The following is a 15,442-nucleotide window of genomic DNA, read 5'->3' on the forward strand; positions in this document are numbered from 1 at the left end:
AGCGGAACGAAGATTTTTTCACCCCCTCCGCCCGGCGAAATCAGACATCCCCGTCTACGCTCAGCCGTGCGTGACCAGGCCAGGGAACGAAGGAGTCGGGCTGATCGCACTCTTGTCCTTTTTGTGCCGGGCACCCGCAGACCAATAACCTGAGGGATGAGGAATCTATGGAAGTATTCATCGGCACGATCCAGCCATTCGCCTTCAACTTCGCACCCAGGGACTGGGCGCTGTGCAATGGGCAGACGCTGTCCCTTGCCCAATACCAGACCTTGTTCGCCTTGATCGGCGTGACGTACGGCGGCAACGGACAAACCACCTTCATGCTGCCCAACCTGCAGGGCCGCATGCCCGTCGGCCAAGGCGACGGATTGGGCCTGACTCCCCGGGTGATCGGCGAAGTCGCCGGCACGGAAAACGTCACCGCAACGCTGAACAACCTGCCCAACCACACCCATGCATTGACCGGCATTACCGCCGCCACCACCTTGCAACTGGCGAACCCGGCCAGCAATCCGGTGAACACGCCGACGCCCACAAATTCATTCATCGGCACCTCGGGAACCGGGCCCGGTTCAGCGGCAATCTACTCCGATCAACAGGGCGCTTCGCCAGTGCCGTTGCAAGGCGTCAGCACCACCGTGAGCGGCACGGTATCCCCCACCGGCGGCAACATGCCCATGGCAATCATGAACCCGTTCCTGGCCATTAACTTCAGCATCGCGCTGCAAGGTTATTTTCCATCCCGCAACTGACAATCCGCCGGAAGGCCTTGGCCTTCCGGCCTTTGGGAGCATCGACATGCTGCAACAGGTTCATAGCCGCCATTTCCAACCGCTGCTGGGCCAGACCGGCAGCCTGACCCTGCCTGACGGCAGATGCCTGCCGGTGCGTTTCGACACCCTGGACGAAGCACCCAGGGCGAAAATGCCCAGCAGCGAACGCATGCCGTTCAGCGTTGAGTTCAACAGCCTGCAAAGCACAGACTTCGTCGATGGACTCTGCGCACTGGAGGTGCCAGAACTGGGAAGGCTCGAAGGGGTTTTCGTATCGCGAATACCACCGATGGGGCGGGATCCGTCGGTGGGTTACTTCTACATTGCGTTCAACTGATGGGACACGCTCCCACACGGAAATGGCGCCGCTCAGTTTCCTTTCGGATACCACACCAACCGCTCTGCCGCCGGGTTGCGCTCTTGTACCTCAAAACCCAGCGCCAGGTAATGTTGGCGAGCATGCGGGTTGCTGGCCCAGACCACGGTCGCCACCGGGCAACGGATCTGTTGCGCCGCCTTCTGCACCCCTTGCAATACCGCTCGGCCATAACCTTGACCACGGGCCTGTGGAATGAAGGCCAGGTAGAGCACGCGAATTTCATTGGGGCCGAAATCCGTACTCAAGGCCCCGATGGCGCTGCCGAGTTTTTCCACGACGTAATGCATGGCGTTGGGGAAGTTCTCGCCCAGCCCTTGCTCCTGCACCTGGAACTGTTGCGCGATGATTTGCTGCACCTGCTCATGCTCGCCGTCGATCCATTGCAGATCCGGTCGCGCCGCCTGATACAGGCCCTGCAAGAACGGACCATCGCTGACCCGTGATGGACGCACCACCAACCCCTCTGCCGCCACTGAATCCATGCTCGCTCCCTAGAACCCGCTTTCCCTGACACCCAACGCCGCCACCCGACGCCAGGCCGCTCCCAATACCGATTCACCCTGCCCCTGCAACACCACCACGCCACGCAACGGCTGGGCCGGGGCGGGCGTCCCGTCGAGGGCGCTCAAGCGAACCCCATACTGCGCCTGCACCGGCTCGGCTCGCTGTTGCGAATCACGGCGCACAGCGATGGGGCCGTGGTGGTCGGACGTCAACGCCTGTTGCTCGACCCAGGCTACGCCGTTGGCGTCGATTTCGTTGAGCTGCACCGCAATCGAGGCGTGCATCGGATCGTCAGCGATAAACCGTCCCGTGGCACCCGGCGCGACCCTCCAGAGCTCGGCTTCGGTGAGGTAGCCGCGCAAGCGTGAGTCATCCTGCACCATTCGAGCCAGGGGTTGGGTGGGCGACAGCCAGCGCCCGGCTTGCAGATCCGTCAGCAGGTCGCGTACTTGTCCGGCGTGGGGCGCGCGCAACAACAGGCGCTCACGCTGAGCGACCAGGCCCCGGTATTCGGCCACTGCTTCGGCCAGTTGCTGTTCGACGATACCGGCATCGGCGGCGGTTTCGCTGCGGCCGGCCTGGCGGCGCATCTGCAACTGTTGGATCTGGATTTCCCGGCGCACGATGGCCAGGCGCGACGCCATGTCCGGCGACTCCAGCTCGATCAACACATCGCCCTGGGCCACAACCTGGCCGTCATGGACATTGACCTGCTTGACCCGCGCCGCCACCGGCGCATGCAAGGCGCTGGCACGGCCGGCTTCCAGCATGGTCGGGACCTCCACCGCGCTGCGCCAAGGCAACAGCAGGACCAGCAGCAACACCAGCAGCACCAAGCCAGTCAGCAACACACGAGGGCGATGAGCCTGCTCGCGGCGGTTCCACCATTGCCGTCCTTCACTCACGATAGGCATGAAAATGAACCAGACCAATTCCACCATCATCAGGAAAATGCCCAGCACCTTGAAGAACAGGTGATAGACCGCCAGGGCGATACCGAGGAACAACGCCGCGCGCCACAGCCAGGCGCCATAGCCCCACACCAACAAGCGCCGGCGCATCTTCGGCGACCAAGGCTCCGGCGCCGCCGCGCCATAACCGAACAAGGCTTCGCGCAGACGCCAGCGACACAAGGCGAATGCGCGGCCCTGGAGGTTATCCACCGCCCAAAAATCGCTGAGCAGGAAATACCCGTCGAAGCGCATGAAGGGATTGAGGTTGATGATCAGTGTGGTGATCCAGGTGGCGCTGGCAAGCATGAACGCCGCGGTGCGCGCCGGGCCATCGGGCAGCAGCGACCAGGCCAGCAAAGCGATGCAGGCCAGCAGCAATTCGGCGAGCACGCCGCCCGCGCCGATCAACAGCCGGGCCCGTCGATCCCTGATCCGCCAGGCGTCGCTGACGTCGGTATAAAACATCGGCAACAGCACCATGAATGCCACACCCATGCTCTGCACCCGGCAACCGGCGCGCTTGGCCATGAAGGCGTGACCGAATTCGTGGCACAACTTGGCAAAGAACAACGCCACGCCGAATGCCAGCGCGCCCCCCAGGCTGAACAGGTGTGGAAAGGTCGCCAGAAACCGCTGCCAGTCCCTGGACACCAGGAAAATGCCCAGGCCCAGGGTCAGCGGTATTCCATAACGCAGCACGCCAGGGCCAAACCGCGCGAGCCAAGGCCAGGCGCGATTGAGAAACGCATCCGGACGCCACAGCGGTATGCGGAAAAACAGGTATTGATGCAGCAGGATCTGCCACACGCTCTGGCGCTGGGAAGCCGTCTTGTACTGATAGCTGTCACGTTGTTGCGGGTCCATGGCGCTGATCAGGTCATGTCCGCGCAAGAAGCCCAGCAACTGCTCCAGCGATTCGTCATTGAGCGGCAGGCCCGGCTCGCGGTTGGCCGCCTGCAGCACTTGTTCCGGATCGCCCAGGGACCAGTGTCGCAGCATGCGCATGGCCGCCGCGCCCAACTTGAAATAGCGGCCGCGTACCGGATCGGCCAGCGTCCATTGGGGTGAGCCGTCCGGGTCGGGGGCGGCCGCGGACAGTTGCAGATCGGCCCGCAAGCTCGGCAGGACCACGCTACAAGCCCACGCTCTGGCGCAGACCTGCCAGTGGCCGACGCAACAGGTACAACGCCAGCGGCGCGCGATCGCCGAAAATCTTCGCCGTTCCCCGCAGGCCGATGCGCGGCGCCGTGGCATCGAATCGCGCATCCAACCGATAGGCCAACTGTCCGGCGGCGGTAGGTTGCGCTTCGTAGGCCGAACGCTCAAGCCGGGCCAGGTGCCGTTGCAACGGATCGCTGTCGAGAAACAACGCCACCTGCGCGCCCGGCTCCAGAGCAATCGCATCGCCCACCGCCAACTCGATACGCAACTCGGCCTGGTTCGGATCGGCAATTTCCATCAGCCGCTCGCCGGTCTGCACGGGCTTGCCGAGCCAGCGCTCGGCGTCGGCGAATACCGCGATGCCGTCACGCTCGGCGCGGACTTCGCTGCGCTTGAGCAACTCCATCGCGTAGTCGCGCTCGGCGCGTTTCTGCTCGACGCGAGCCGCCAGCAAGTCGATCTTCGAACTGGACTCGGCGTCGGCAAACGAGCGCTGGGAATTGGCCTTGAGCTCCGCCTCGGCCACGCCCAACGCGCGCTCGGCCACATCGGCCTGGGCCTTGAGGGTGGTGCTTTCGAAGCGCAGCAACAGGTCCCCGCTTTTGACGGTCTGGTTGGGCTTGACCCGGAATTCGGCGATTACGCCATCCAACGGCGCCGCCACCACCTGCCCGCCCAACGGCACCACTTCAGCGGGGGCCAATACGGACTGGCGCACCGGAATCAGCAAGCCCAGCAGCAATACCGCCACCAATGCGACCTGGCGTTTGCGCGTCCAGCGCAGGCGCCACGGCTTGCGAGGTTGCAGCGCCAGCCACGCATGGCTGTAGGTGTCGCCCAGCTGCGACAGCAGCACTTGTTCCGGCGCCGTCCAGCGAAGGTCGCGGGCCAGCCACAAGCCACCGAAAACCTGGCCTTGATGATCGATCAATGGCAGCCAGAACACGTGCCCGGCCGACAGGCTTCGCCAATCCGCCTGGACCGATTCGCTCACCTCGTCAGGGGCAATGACCCGCGCCTTGTCCAGCGTCCCCTTTTTGAACAATTGCGCGACTGCTTGCTCGACGAACGCCACGAATGGCGCGTTCGGCTCGACGGCGCTGACGCCGGTCACGGCTTGCACTTTACCGGCGATCAATAGCGCGGCATGACGAAAGCCGAACAGGGCCTGGCCATCGTTGACCAAGCTGTAGCTCAGCTGCTCCGGCGTACGCGCGGCCCTCGTCTGGCGCTCCAGGTCGAGGAAGCGGGCAAACACTTGCTCGGCGCTGCCCGAAACCGGCGCGTTCACTTCGACTCCGAGAAGCGCGCCGTGCCGCTCATACCGGACAGCAGGCCGCTGGCATCCGGAACACTCGCCACCAGCAACAGCGTCTGGCTGCCCTCGTCGATGCGCGCGCCCAGGCGCTTGACCGTCGCTTGCAGCGGCTGGCCAGTTTCATCGGGAACAAAGGTAAAGGGCTGGCCGGGCTTGAGCTTGCCCATCCAACGCGAGGGAATCAGCAGGTGAATTTCCAGCGTGCGGTTGTCCACGACGTCCAGCAACGGCGCTCCGGCCGCGACGCTTTCATAACGCTGGACCTTGCGCGCCACCACCCGCCCGTCGAACGGCGCGATAACGCTGCAGCGCTTGACCTGCACTTGATAAACCTGGGACTGCGCCTGGGCCTCGCTGAGCCGGGCCTCGGCCCGCGACACCTCGAAACGCCCGACGGATTTCAACGCGGCGAGCTGCCGATTGTGGGCCAGCTCTTCACTGGCGCCCCGGCTCGCCGCCTGGGCCGCGTTGAGCTGGGCCTGATAGGCCGAGCAATCGAAACGCGCCAAGGTGTCGCCCTTCTTGAACGACTCACCCTCACTGAACGGCAACTCGACAATCCGCCCGGCCAACTCGCTGGCGAGCACGGCTTGATCCCGCGCCCGAAGCACTCCTCGCGCCTCGCTGCTCGACGCACTGGCGGAGATGTTGCCCTCCAGCAACGGATCGTCGGAAGCCGGCGTCTGCGCCTGAACCCCGCACGTTATGAAGGCCAATCCCACAACCCAACTGCACAAACGTCGCATGACCGTTACTCCCTGACGGATGGGCGGAGTCTACGACAGCGGTGGAGAGCGTCAAGGAGGAACCGTGAGAGGTATGAAATCTGCTGGTCATGCGCGCACTGTGGCGAGGGGATTTATCCCCGTTGGGCTGCGCAGCAGACCTAAATGGTTGAAGACCAACAGCCTGACACACCGAGATGACTGTTTTCAAGGCCGCTTCGCGCCCCAACGGGGATAAATCCCCTCGCCACGGGTTGAGTAATATCGGCACTGATAGCGTTGGCCTTACACTTTCTTCTACTTAGGATGCCTCCACTCAACCCCGTACGCAGAGATTAAATTCGCTGGCCGTTGGGGTGAAAACACCGGCTTCGGCCGGTTTTTTCGTTTCTGGGGATTGAGAACAACCCTGAACTGAACGCACTTTCTGTGGCGAGAGAGCAAGCCTGCCCGCGATGACGTCAGCCCAGAGAACCCCAAACCCGTGGCGAGGGAGCTTGCTCCCGCTGGCCTGCGCAGCAGGCCCCCAACATTCCTTCAGGCAAACCGCATGGCCCGGTTTTACGACTGCTGCGCAGCCGAGCGGGAGCGAGCTCCGTCGCCACGGGTTCGGAGTATGACTTCAGAACGGTTCAACGCTGCATCCCCCAACGCTTCACCGTCACCCGCTCCAGGCTATCGAACACCAGGTTCTCGACGAGCAGCCCGATCAGGATCACCACGGCCAAACCGGCAAACACCTTGTCGGTGTACAGCTCGTTGCGGTTCTGGAAGATGTACCAGCCCAAACCGCCCTTGCCGCTCGTGGCGCCGAACACCAGTTCGGCAGCGATAAGGGTGCGCCAGGCGAAGGCCCAGCCGATCTTCAGCCCGGCGAGGATCGACGGCAACGCGGCCGGGATGAGGATGAACAGCACAAAGCGCAGGCCCTTGAGCCCGTAGTTGCGCCCGGCCATGCGCAGCGTTTCGGACACGCCCAGAAACCCCGCATACATATTCAACGCCAGCGCCCACAGCACTGAATGCACCAGCACGAAAATCAGGCTGTTCTGTCCCAGGCCGAACCACAACAGCGCCAGCGGCAACAGGGCGATGGCTGGCAGTGGATTGAACATCGACGTCAACGTGCTGAGCAGGTCGCGGCCCAACTGCGTCGACACCGCCAGGGTGGTCAGGCCAAACGCCAGGATGATGCCCAGCAGATAACCCTTGAGCAGCACCACCAGGGAAATCCAGACCTTGTCCAGCAGCTCGCCGCTGAGCAAACCACCATACAACGCGCTGGCGGTCTGCTGGAAACTCGGCAGCAGCAAATCGTTGTTCTGATAACGCGCCATGCCCTCCCACAGCACCGCCAGCACTATCAGAATCACACTTTTACGCAGCCAACCCTGTTGCCACAGGCGCTGGCCCAAGGGCAACTCCCGCTCCAGCGGCACGTGGGTCAGCGGTTGCAGATCGACTTCGTATTCTTCGCGCACTGGCAATAACTGGCTCATCAAACGCTTTCCTCAATACGCGATACGGATATCGGCAAACCCCAGCTCACGCTCGGCGTCCGGCGACTGGCCTTGCTCGAACAGCAACGAATGAATCCGCCGTGCCGTGTGCTGGAAACCCACGCCGCCAAGGCTGTGCAGATCGTATTGATGGCTGTGGATTTCCGCCCGGACCCGTCCCGGGTGCGGCGACAACAGCAGAATACGATTGCCCACCACCAGCGCCTCCTCGATGGAGTGAGTGACGAACAGCAGGGTGAAACGCACCTCCTCCCAGAGCAGCAACAATTCTTCCTGCATTTTGCGCCGGGTCAGGGCATCGAGTGCGGCGAAGGGCTCGTCCATCAACAGGATTTTCGGCTGCATCGCCAGCGCCCGGGCAATCGCGACACGGGCCTTCATGCCCCCCGACAAGGTGTGGGGGTAGGCATCGGCAAACGCCGCCAGCCCCACTTTGTCGAGGTAGTGCAGCGCCCGCTCTTCGGCTTCGCGACGCTTGAGCGTGCCCGACGCCAGCAGCGCGAACATCACGTTCTGCTTGACGGTTTTCCAGGGCGGTAGTTGGTCGAACTCCTGGAACACGACGATCCGGTCCGGACCCGGCGCGTTGACGGTTTGGCCTTGCAATCGGATCTCGCCTTCACTCGGCGCGATGAAACCGCCGATGGCCTTGAGCAGCGTGGACTTGCCGCACCCGGACGGGCCGAGCAGTACAAACCGGTCCGCCGGATCGACTTCGAAACTGACTTGATGGGTAGCCCGCACCACACGCTGCGGGGTGCGGTATTCCAGGCTAACGTTGTCCACCGCCAGCAACGCGGTGTCGGTGCGGGTGGCGTTGCTGGCCGCGTGGCCTTGCAATGGCGCGTTCATGACGATCAGCTCCCCTGCAACGGTTTTGCGTCCTGGAAGAAATAATCTTCCCAGGAGGCCGGTTTGTTCTTGATCGCACCGACGCGGTAGAGGAACTCAGCCAATGGGTAAGTGTTCTTCGGCGTGACGGTGAATTCGATCTGGGGGTTTTCGATGATCTTGAGCAAGGTCGCGCGGTCAATCTTGGCCTTTGTCACCCGCAGGTAAGTGTCCGCCGCCGCGCCTTTGTCATTCTGGGCAAACTCGGCGGCCTCGGTCAGGGCCTCGATGAACGCCTTGTACGTCTTCGGGTTTTCATCACGGAATTTTTCGGTGGCGAACAGTACGGTGGGCGAGTTCGGCCCGAGCACGTCATAGGAATTGAGTACGACGTGGACGTTGGGGTTTTGCAGGGCCTGATCCTGGAACGGCGGGTTGGAAAAGTGCCCGGTCAACTCGGTGCCGCCGGCAATCAGCGCGGCCGTGGCGTCCGGGTGCGGGACGGCCAGGGTGTACTTGTCGAGACGATTGAAATCCTTGTCGCCCCACTGCTTGGCGGCGGCCAGTTGCAAGAACCGCGATTGCACCGACACGCCCACCGCCGGCACCGCGATGCGGTCCTTCTCGGTGAAGTCAGCGATGGTCTTGACGGTCGGGTTGTTGGTCAGCAGGTAATAAGGGAAATTGCCCAAGGATGCCACGGCCTTGACGTTCTGCTTGCCACGGGTGCGGTCCCAGACCGTCAACAACGGCCCGACACCGGCCCCGGCAATGTCGATGGAGCCCGACAGCAACGCATCGTTGACCGCCGCACCGCCCGACAGTTGGGTCCAGTCGACCTTGATATCGATGCCCTCCTCCTTACCGTGTTTCTCGATCAGTTGCTGGTCGCGAACCACGTTCAACAACAAGTAAACGATGCCGAACTGCTCGGCGATGCGAATCTCGCCTTCGGCGTGGGCGCTGGCCGGCGCGATCAGGCTGCCGGCGAGCAGGCTGAACCCCAGGCCGATAGCTGCGGCCAACGGTGCAAAAACAAGGCGTTTGGACATGGTGATTCTCCGGGCAATTTGCGCGCTGCGCAGCCGATCAGAAAGGGGCGTCGCCCTGGATGGTGGTGCGGTACAGCTTGCGACGCAGATGGCTCGGGCAACCGGCTGCCAAGTGGATCAGCGAGCGGTTGTCCCAGAACACCAGGTCGTGGGGCTGCCATTGATGGCGATAGATGTTCTGGGGCAGCACGCTGTGGGCATACAGCTGCGTCAGGATTGCGGTGCTTTCATCCTCTGGCAAACCAACGATGCGGGTGGTGAAGCCCTCGCTGACGAACAACGCTTTGCGCCCGGTTTCCGGGTGGGTGCGGACGATTGGATGCACCACTTCGGCCACCTGGGCCAGTTGCTCTGGCGTCAACGTCGGGCGCCAGTTGCCTTCGAATTTGGTCTCGCTGTAGCGCGCCGTGTAGGAATGCGCCGCCGAACGGCCCTCGACCGCCTTCCGCAGCGTTTCGGGCAAACCGTCCCAGGCCTTGTGCATGTCAGCGAATAGCGTATCGCCGCCTTCGCTCGGCAGCTCCTGGGCATGGAGCATCGAGCCGAGGCTGGGCAATTGCTTATAGGAAAGGTCCGAATGCCAGAACTTGCCGGCGTCCCCAAGGCCGACGGATTGGCCGTTTTCGATGATGTTGGAAACGATGAGGATTTCCGGATGCCCGGCCAGCAGGAACTGCTTGAGCACATGGATCTGCAGCACGCCAAAACGACGGCTGAAGGCGATGTGCTGTTCGGGGGTGATGCGCTGGTCGCGGAACACCACCACGTGATAGTCGAGATGGGCGCGGTGGATGCGAGCGAAATCCTGGTCGTCGATCGGCCGGGACAGGTCCAGGCCGATAATCTCGGCGCCTACGGCATCGGGGAATGGGCGGATCTCGAACGACTGCGGCGCGATGTTCGCGGCATTTGAATCTGGAGAAAAAGAGACGGCTGACATACATCACTCCCACGCACGGCGCGCTTCAATGGCGCGCAATCGATCAAAACTCACGGCGTTACCGTGTTGGTTTGTGTCGTGCGGCGCGCCGATTGGTCGGCAGGTACGCAGGGGGATGACTTTAAAGATATAAGAGCGTTAGTTTAAATATTAAAAACGCATAATCATATGGCCGAACCGACGGTCTGGAAACGACGCGCGTGGCGTGGGAGCTTGCTCCCGCTTGAGTGCGCGGCGCTCGTCGCTTTTCATGGGGCCGCTGCGCGACCCAGCGGGAGCAAGCTCCCTCGCCACAAAAGCACCGAGTCACAGCTCGATTAATTTACCGCTCGTGCAAAGCCTCGGCCCGGGCTTTGACGATCGGCTTGAGCAGGTAGCTCAGCACGGTCTTCTTGCCGGTGATGATGTCCACTGACGCCACCATCCCCGGGATGATCAGCAACGGCTTTTCAGGCGTGCCAAGGTGGCTACGCTCGGTGCGCAGCTTGATGATGTAGTAAGTGCTTTTCTTGTCTTCATCGGTGATGGTGTCGGCGCCGATCTGTTCCAGCTTGGCTTTCAGCCCGCCATAGATGGTGTAGTCGTAAGCCGTGAATTTCACCGTGGCGTCCTGGCCGGGGTGCAGGAAGGCGATGTCCTGGGGACGGATTTTCGCCTCCACCAGGATGGTGTCGTCCAGCGGCACGATCTCCACCAGGTCGCTACCCGGCTGGATCACGCCCCCGATGGTGTTCACCAGCATCTTGTTGACGATGCCGCGCACCGGCGACGTCACCAGAGTCCGGCTCACGCGGTCTTCCAGGGCCTTGCCGGTGGCCTGGGCCTTGTTCAGGTCGGTGCGCGCTTCGTTGAGTTGGGTCAAGGCTTCGCTGCGGAATTTACCGCGGGTCTCGTCGATCTTGCGCTGCACTTCCTTGATGGCCGACTCGGCGCGAGGAATCGCCAGCGTCGTGGCGTCCAGTTGCCCGCGGGTCTCGACTTCGGCGCGCTTGAGCCGCAGCACCTCCACCGGCGACACCGCGCCTTGGGCCACCAGCGGCTCGGACATGTTGATTTCCTGGCGTTGCAGCGCCAGGCCGGAGCGGTACTGCGCCTGCTTGGACACGAACTCGCGCAGCTCCTGCTGGCGCTGGATCAACTGCTCCTGCAAGCCACCGATCTCATCGTGCAGTTGCTGGCGACGGCTGATGTACAACGACTCTTCGCTGGCGGCCTGGCCCGGTACGGCCTCGAGCACATCGGCCGGAAAATTCAGCGGTCTATCTTCAACCTCGGCGCTCAGGCGCTCGACCCGCAGCAGCATCGACAGGCGATCGGCCTCGGTTTCCCCGACATTGGAGACAAACCGCGTGTCGTCCAGGCGAATCAATGGCGCGCCAGCCTCGACGATCTGCCCTTCCTTGATGAACAGCTCAGCGACGATGCCACCTTCCAGGTTCTGGATCTTCTGGATCTTGGACGATGGGATTGCCTTGCCGTCGCCCTTGGTCACTTCGTCGATCTCAGCGAAGTTGGCCCACAGCACCAAGAACACAAAGAAGCCGATGATGCCCCAGATCGTCAGGCGCACCACTCGCGGGGCGTCCTCGATCAGTGCCTTGTTGACCTCGGGCAGCGGTTGGCCATGCAGCGAGTCGGAACCCTTGAAATAGCGGCCCACAGCGCCCTTCAAACCTGATTTAAGCAACACTGATCTGCCCCTTTTTCAACGCTTCCATCACGGCGGCCTTGGGACCGTCGGCGAGGATCTGCCCTCGGTCGACCACCAACAGGCGATCCACCAGCGACAGCAGCGATGCCCGGTGCGTCACCAACAGCACCGTCTTGTTTTCCACCACGGCGGCCAAGCGCTGTTTCAAGCGTTCTTCGCCGGTGTTGTCCATGGCGCTGGTAGGTTCGTCCAGCAACAGGATGGGCGGATTGAGTAGCAACGCGCGAGCCAGGGCGACGTTCTGGCGCTGGCCGCCGGACAGGTTCTGTCCCCGCTCGCCCACTTGCAGCTCGTAGCCTTGCGGATGCAGGCGTGCGAACTCGTGTACGCCTGCCAGTTCCGCAGCCTGGAGCACCAATTCGTCTTCGACGTAACGGGCGCCGGAGGTCAGGTTGTCGCGCAGGGTGCCGGCCAACAACTGGATGTCCTGGGGCACATAGCCAATGTTGTAACGCAGCTCGCTGACGTCGATCTGGCGAATGTCCACGCCGTCCACCAGCAACGCGCCGTCGTCAGGCTGGTACAGACCCACCAGCAATTTGGCGAGCGAGCTTTTGCCCGAGCCACTGCGGCCGATGATGCCGATCTTTTCGCCCGGTTTGATCACCAGGTTGATGTTCTTCAACGCGGGGTTCTGCTGGTTCGGGTAGGTGAAACTCAACTGCCGGCATTCAACTGCACCCTGCAAGACCTTGCGGCTAAGCGGACGCTCTTCGAAATTGCGTTCCTGGGGCAGCTCCATCATTTGATCGACAGACGTCATGGTCACCCGCGCCTGCTGGGAACGGGTCAACAAGCCCGACAGCGACGCCAAGGGGCTCAGGGCACGACCGCTGAGCATGTAGCAAGCGATCAACCCGCCCATGCTCAGGTTGCCGGCGATGATCTGGTAGACACCGAAGACGATCATGATCACCCCGGCCAGTTGCTGGATCAGCAAGGTGATGTTCATCGCCAGGCCGGACAGCATTTTCACCCGCAGTTCGAGACGGCCCAGAGTGCCGATGGTTTGTTCCCACTGATATTGCCGCTCACTCTCGGCGTTGTTGACCTTCACCGCATCCAGGCCGGCGAGGGTTTCGATCAGGCTGGATTGACGCTCGGCGCCCAAGGCCATGGTGCGCTCCATGGTCGCGACCAGAGGCTTTTGCAACGCATAACCGATCAGCAAGGCAATCGGGAACGCTAGCACCGGAATCCACACCAGATGCCCACCGAGGATCGCGATGACCGTGAAGATCAGCAGGGTGAACGGCAGGTCGATCAGGCTGGTGAGGGTCAGCGAGGCAAGGAAATCCCGCAGGCTCTGAAACTCATGAATATTCTGGGCAAAGCTGCCCACCCGCGCAGGGCGGTATTTCATGGCCATGCCGACGATTCGCTCGAACAGCGTCGCCGAAATGATCAAGTCGGTTTTCTTGCCCGCCAAATCCAGGCACAAGCTGCGCAGCATTTTCAGGATGAGGTCGAACACATAGGCGCCGGTGATCCCGACGGCGAGTACCCACAGCGTCGACTCGGCCTGGTTCGGCACCACGCGATCGTAGACGTTCATCACGAACAGCGGAGCGGCCATGGCGATGATATTGATCAACAGGCTGGCGGCGATGGCGTCGGCGTACAGCCAGCGGGAACGCTTGAGCGTGTCGCGAAACCAGGAACGCGCGCGGGGAATGAGCGTGCCGTGGTTGACGTCAAATTTATGCTGCGGTTGGGCGAAAAAGACTTTTCCGCTGTAGTCGTCGGCAAGCAGCTCATGGCTCACCGTGACTTCGCCGCCTTCGCTTTCGCTGAGCAGCAAGCGCGCCTGGCCGTCCCCGGCCCAGCCCAGCAGCACGGCGCTGCGGCCTTCCTTAAGCAGCAACAGGGCCGGCATTGCAATGGCGGGGATTTGTTCAAGCTTGCGCTGCAGCACCCGGCCTTGCAGACCGGCACGGGCCGCCGCACGCGACAATAATTCGACGCTCAGCCGTTGCTTGGGCAACGGCAGGCCGGTGGTGAGCATCGCCGCGCTGGCAGGCTTCTGATGCAGCATGCAAAGCGCCAGCAAACCATCCAACAACGGGTCGTCGTGCAGCGTGCGCGGGTCATGAACTAGTTCGACTGGACTGACTTCTGATTCCACGCTCGGCACTCTGACTGATAAAAACGGGTGGGAGGACTCAATTCATCCCAGGTAACTGGACCTTGGGTTTCACGTCGTTCTGCACAACCGATGCCAACGGCGCGACCACACCCTGGCTTTTCAGCAACTGGCCCATGGTTGCCTTGATCCGGTACTGGGTGAACAGCTGCACGTTCTTGATTTCCGCCAGGCGACGGGAAGCGCTGAACAACTCGTTTTCGCTGTCGAGCAAGTCGAGCAGGGTACGCTCGCCGAGGCTGAACTGCTTCTGATAGGCCGTGCGCACGTTGGCGCTGCGGTCGACGTATTGCTGGGCGATCGGCACTTGGGCGTTGGCGTTGTTCAACGCGTTCCAGGCCAGGCCCAATTCTTCGTTCAACTGGCGCAGCGCGTTGTTGCGGATATCCAGCGCCTGGTTGGACAGGTAGGACTTGGATTCCAGGTCGGCCTTGTTACTGCCACCGGCGTACAGGTTGAAGCGCATGCGCAGCATGGCTTGCCATTCATTGTTGTGGCCGTTCTGGCCGTCCAGGTCATTGTCGGCGGTGCGACCCAACTCTGCGTCGAAGCGCGGATAGAAGCTCGACTTGGCGGCCGCGTACTGCTGCTCGGCAGCGGCGATATCCGCTTCGGCCGAACGCAGCACCGGGCTGTTGTCTAGCATCTGGGCGCGGGCTTCGGTGAGGTTGGCCGGCAGCAGCGCCATAAAGTCGGCGGGACGCTCCAATTGATCCGGCAGTTGGCCGACGGCGCTGAGGTAATTGGTCTCGGCGTCGGCCAGATTGGTCTGTTCGGTGATGAGGTTATTGCGGGCCTGGGCCATGCGCGCTTCGGCCTGGTCCAGGTCGGCGCCGCTGCCTACGCCACGGGAGGTGCGCAGCTTGATCTGATCGAAGATGCGTTCGTGGCTTTTGAGGTTTTCCTCGGCCAGGCGCACGAATTCGCGACGGGTCAGCACGTCCAGGTACACCTGGGCCACCGTCAAGCCAGTGCGCTCAGAGGCGTCGAGCAAGGAATAGGCACGGGCATTGACGTTGGCTTGTTGACGCCCCACTTCGCTGGACGTCGCAAAACCGTCAAAAACCATTTGCGACAGGCGCAGGCTCGACTCGCTGCGGTTCAAGGTTTCCCAATGATTATTGGTGCCCGAACGGGTGGTCACGCTGTCGGTGCCTTCACGGCCGTACCCGGCTGCGAGGTCCACTCTAGGCAGGTAGCCGCCCTTGGCAGCCTTGAGCTGATAGTCCGCCGCCAGGCGACTGTTCACGCCCGCCTGGATTTCCGGGTGAACATCCAATGCTTGTTGCATGGCCTGCGGCAAGGTTTGTGCTTGTACGAAACTGGCGGCGAGGGCGAAAGGTAAAGCCTTGAGCAGATGCGAACGCATGGTTGGTTAAATCCCGAAAACGCTTGTCTTGAATCACAGCGAAACGTGGCGCTGCATCGG

13 protein-coding genes are annotated in these 15,442 nt (G+C 62.3%); 2 read left to right on the plus strand and 11 right to left on the minus strand.

Features of this window, described 5'->3' with window-relative positions:
- Window positions 1-167 precede the first annotated feature (167 nt).
- Both M1D68_RS24360 and M1D68_RS24365 read left to right on the plus strand, forming a co-directional pair.
- Window positions 168-755, plus strand: a complete 588-nt coding sequence (locus M1D68_RS24360; RefSeq protein WP_434561280.1) for a phage tail protein — start codon at window positions 168-170, stop codon at window positions 753-755.
- 46 nt (window positions 756-801) lie between these two features.
- Window positions 802-1,113 carry a DUF6916 family protein gene (locus M1D68_RS24365; RefSeq protein WP_434561282.1) on the plus strand — a complete coding sequence of 104 codons (312 nt, stop codon included), beginning with the start codon at window positions 802-804 and terminating at the stop codon, window positions 1,111-1,113.
- Between the two features lie 32 nt (window positions 1,114-1,145).
- Here the strand turns inward: M1D68_RS24365 and M1D68_RS24370 are convergent, their stop codons facing one another.
- From M1D68_RS24370 to M1D68_RS24420, 11 genes are all read right to left on the minus strand, one after another.
- Window positions 1,146-1,637, minus strand: a complete 492-nt coding sequence (locus M1D68_RS24370) for a GNAT family N-acetyltransferase (protein ID WP_457968681.1) — start codon at window positions 1,635-1,637, stop codon at window positions 1,146-1,148.
- Window positions 1,638-1,646: 9 nt separating this feature from the next.
- Entirely contained in the window at window positions 1,647-3,743 is a 2,097-nt protein-coding gene (locus M1D68_RS24375; RefSeq protein WP_434649338.1) for an efflux RND transporter periplasmic adaptor subunit, read from the minus strand.
- A 1-nt stretch (window position 3,744) separates the two neighbouring features.
- Window positions 3,745-5,064 (minus strand): efflux RND transporter periplasmic adaptor subunit, encoded by a 1,320-nt coding sequence (locus M1D68_RS24380; protein ID WP_434561288.1) that lies wholly within the window; start codon window positions 5,062-5,064, stop codon window positions 3,745-3,747.
- A complete protein-coding gene (locus tag M1D68_RS24385) occupies window positions 5,061-5,837 on the minus strand; it encodes an efflux RND transporter periplasmic adaptor subunit (protein ID WP_420766493.1) in 777 nt (258 codons plus the stop codon). Before M1D68_RS24385 ends, M1D68_RS24380 begins: the two co-directional genes overlap by 4 nt.
- A 611-nt stretch (window positions 5,838-6,448) precedes the next feature.
- Window positions 6,449-7,315, minus strand: coding sequence for an ABC transporter permease (locus M1D68_RS24390; RefSeq protein WP_457968683.1), 867 nt, complete (start codon window positions 7,313-7,315; stop codon window positions 6,449-6,451).
- A 12-nt stretch (window positions 7,316-7,327) separates the two neighbouring features.
- On the minus strand, window positions 7,328-8,188 hold the full coding sequence (locus M1D68_RS24395) for an ABC transporter ATP-binding protein (RefSeq protein WP_434649344.1): 861 nt from the start codon (window positions 8,186-8,188) through the stop codon (window positions 7,328-7,330).
- A gap of 5 nt (window positions 8,189-8,193) precedes the next feature.
- On the minus strand, window positions 8,194-9,219 hold the full coding sequence (locus M1D68_RS24400; protein ID WP_457968685.1) for an ABC transporter substrate-binding protein: 1,026 nt from the start codon (window positions 9,217-9,219) through the stop codon (window positions 8,194-8,196).
- A gap of 37 nt (window positions 9,220-9,256) precedes the next feature.
- Window positions 9,257-10,159, minus strand: coding sequence for a TauD/TfdA dioxygenase family protein (locus tag M1D68_RS24405; RefSeq protein ID WP_457968687.1), 903 nt, complete (start codon window positions 10,157-10,159; stop codon window positions 9,257-9,259).
- Window positions 10,160-10,481: 322 nt separating this feature from the next.
- A complete protein-coding gene (locus M1D68_RS24410; RefSeq protein WP_434561294.1) occupies window positions 10,482-11,849 on the minus strand; it encodes an HlyD family type I secretion periplasmic adaptor subunit in 1,368 nt (455 codons plus the stop codon).
- Window positions 11,839-13,995, minus strand: a complete 2,157-nt coding sequence (locus M1D68_RS24415; RefSeq protein ID WP_457968689.1) for a type I secretion system permease/ATPase — start codon at window positions 13,993-13,995, stop codon at window positions 11,839-11,841. Before M1D68_RS24415 ends, M1D68_RS24410 begins: the two co-directional genes overlap by 11 nt.
- Before the next feature lie 37 nt (window positions 13,996-14,032).
- The gene (locus M1D68_RS24420; protein WP_420766500.1) at window positions 14,033-15,382 is read right to left on the minus strand and encodes a TolC family outer membrane protein; all 1,350 of its coding nucleotides are present in this window, start codon (window positions 15,380-15,382) and stop codon (window positions 14,033-14,035) included.
- Window positions 15,383-15,442: the final 60 nt, after the last annotated feature.

Source organism: Pseudomonas sp. R4-84, from assembly GCF_054130985.1.

Excerpts from the sequence above, each read along its gene's own strand:
- M1D68_RS24360 (WP_434561280.1), top strand. The coding sequence starts at position 168 with ATGGAAGTATTCATCGGCACGATCCAGCCATTCGCCTTCAACTTCGCA.
- M1D68_RS24365 (WP_434561282.1), top strand. The coding sequence starts at position 802 with ATGCTGCAACAGGTTCATAGCCGCCATTTCCAACCGCTGCTGGGCCAG.
- M1D68_RS24370 (WP_457968681.1), bottom strand. The coding sequence starts at position 1,637 with ATGGATTCAGTGGCGGCAGAGGGGTTGGTGGTGCGTCCATCACGGGTC.
- M1D68_RS24385 (WP_420766493.1), bottom strand. The coding sequence starts at position 5,837 with ATGCGACGTTTGTGCAGTTGGGTTGTGGGATTGGCCTTCATAACGTGC.
- M1D68_RS24390 (WP_457968683.1), bottom strand. The coding sequence starts at position 7,315 with ATGAGCCAGTTATTGCCAGTGCGCGAAGAATACGAAGTCGATCTGCAA.
- M1D68_RS24395 (WP_434649344.1), bottom strand. The coding sequence starts at position 8,188 with ATGAACGCGCCATTGCAAGGCCACGCGGCCAGCAACGCCACCCGCACC.
- M1D68_RS24400 (WP_457968685.1), bottom strand. The coding sequence starts at position 9,219 with ATGTCCAAACGCCTTGTTTTTGCACCGTTGGCCGCAGCTATCGGCCTG.
- M1D68_RS24405 (WP_457968687.1), bottom strand. The coding sequence starts at position 10,159 with ATGTCAGCCGTCTCTTTTTCTCCAGATTCAAATGCCGCGAACATCGCG.
- M1D68_RS24420 (WP_420766500.1), bottom strand. The coding sequence starts at position 15,382 with ATGCGTTCGCATCTGCTCAAGGCTTTACCTTTCGCCCTCGCCGCCAGT.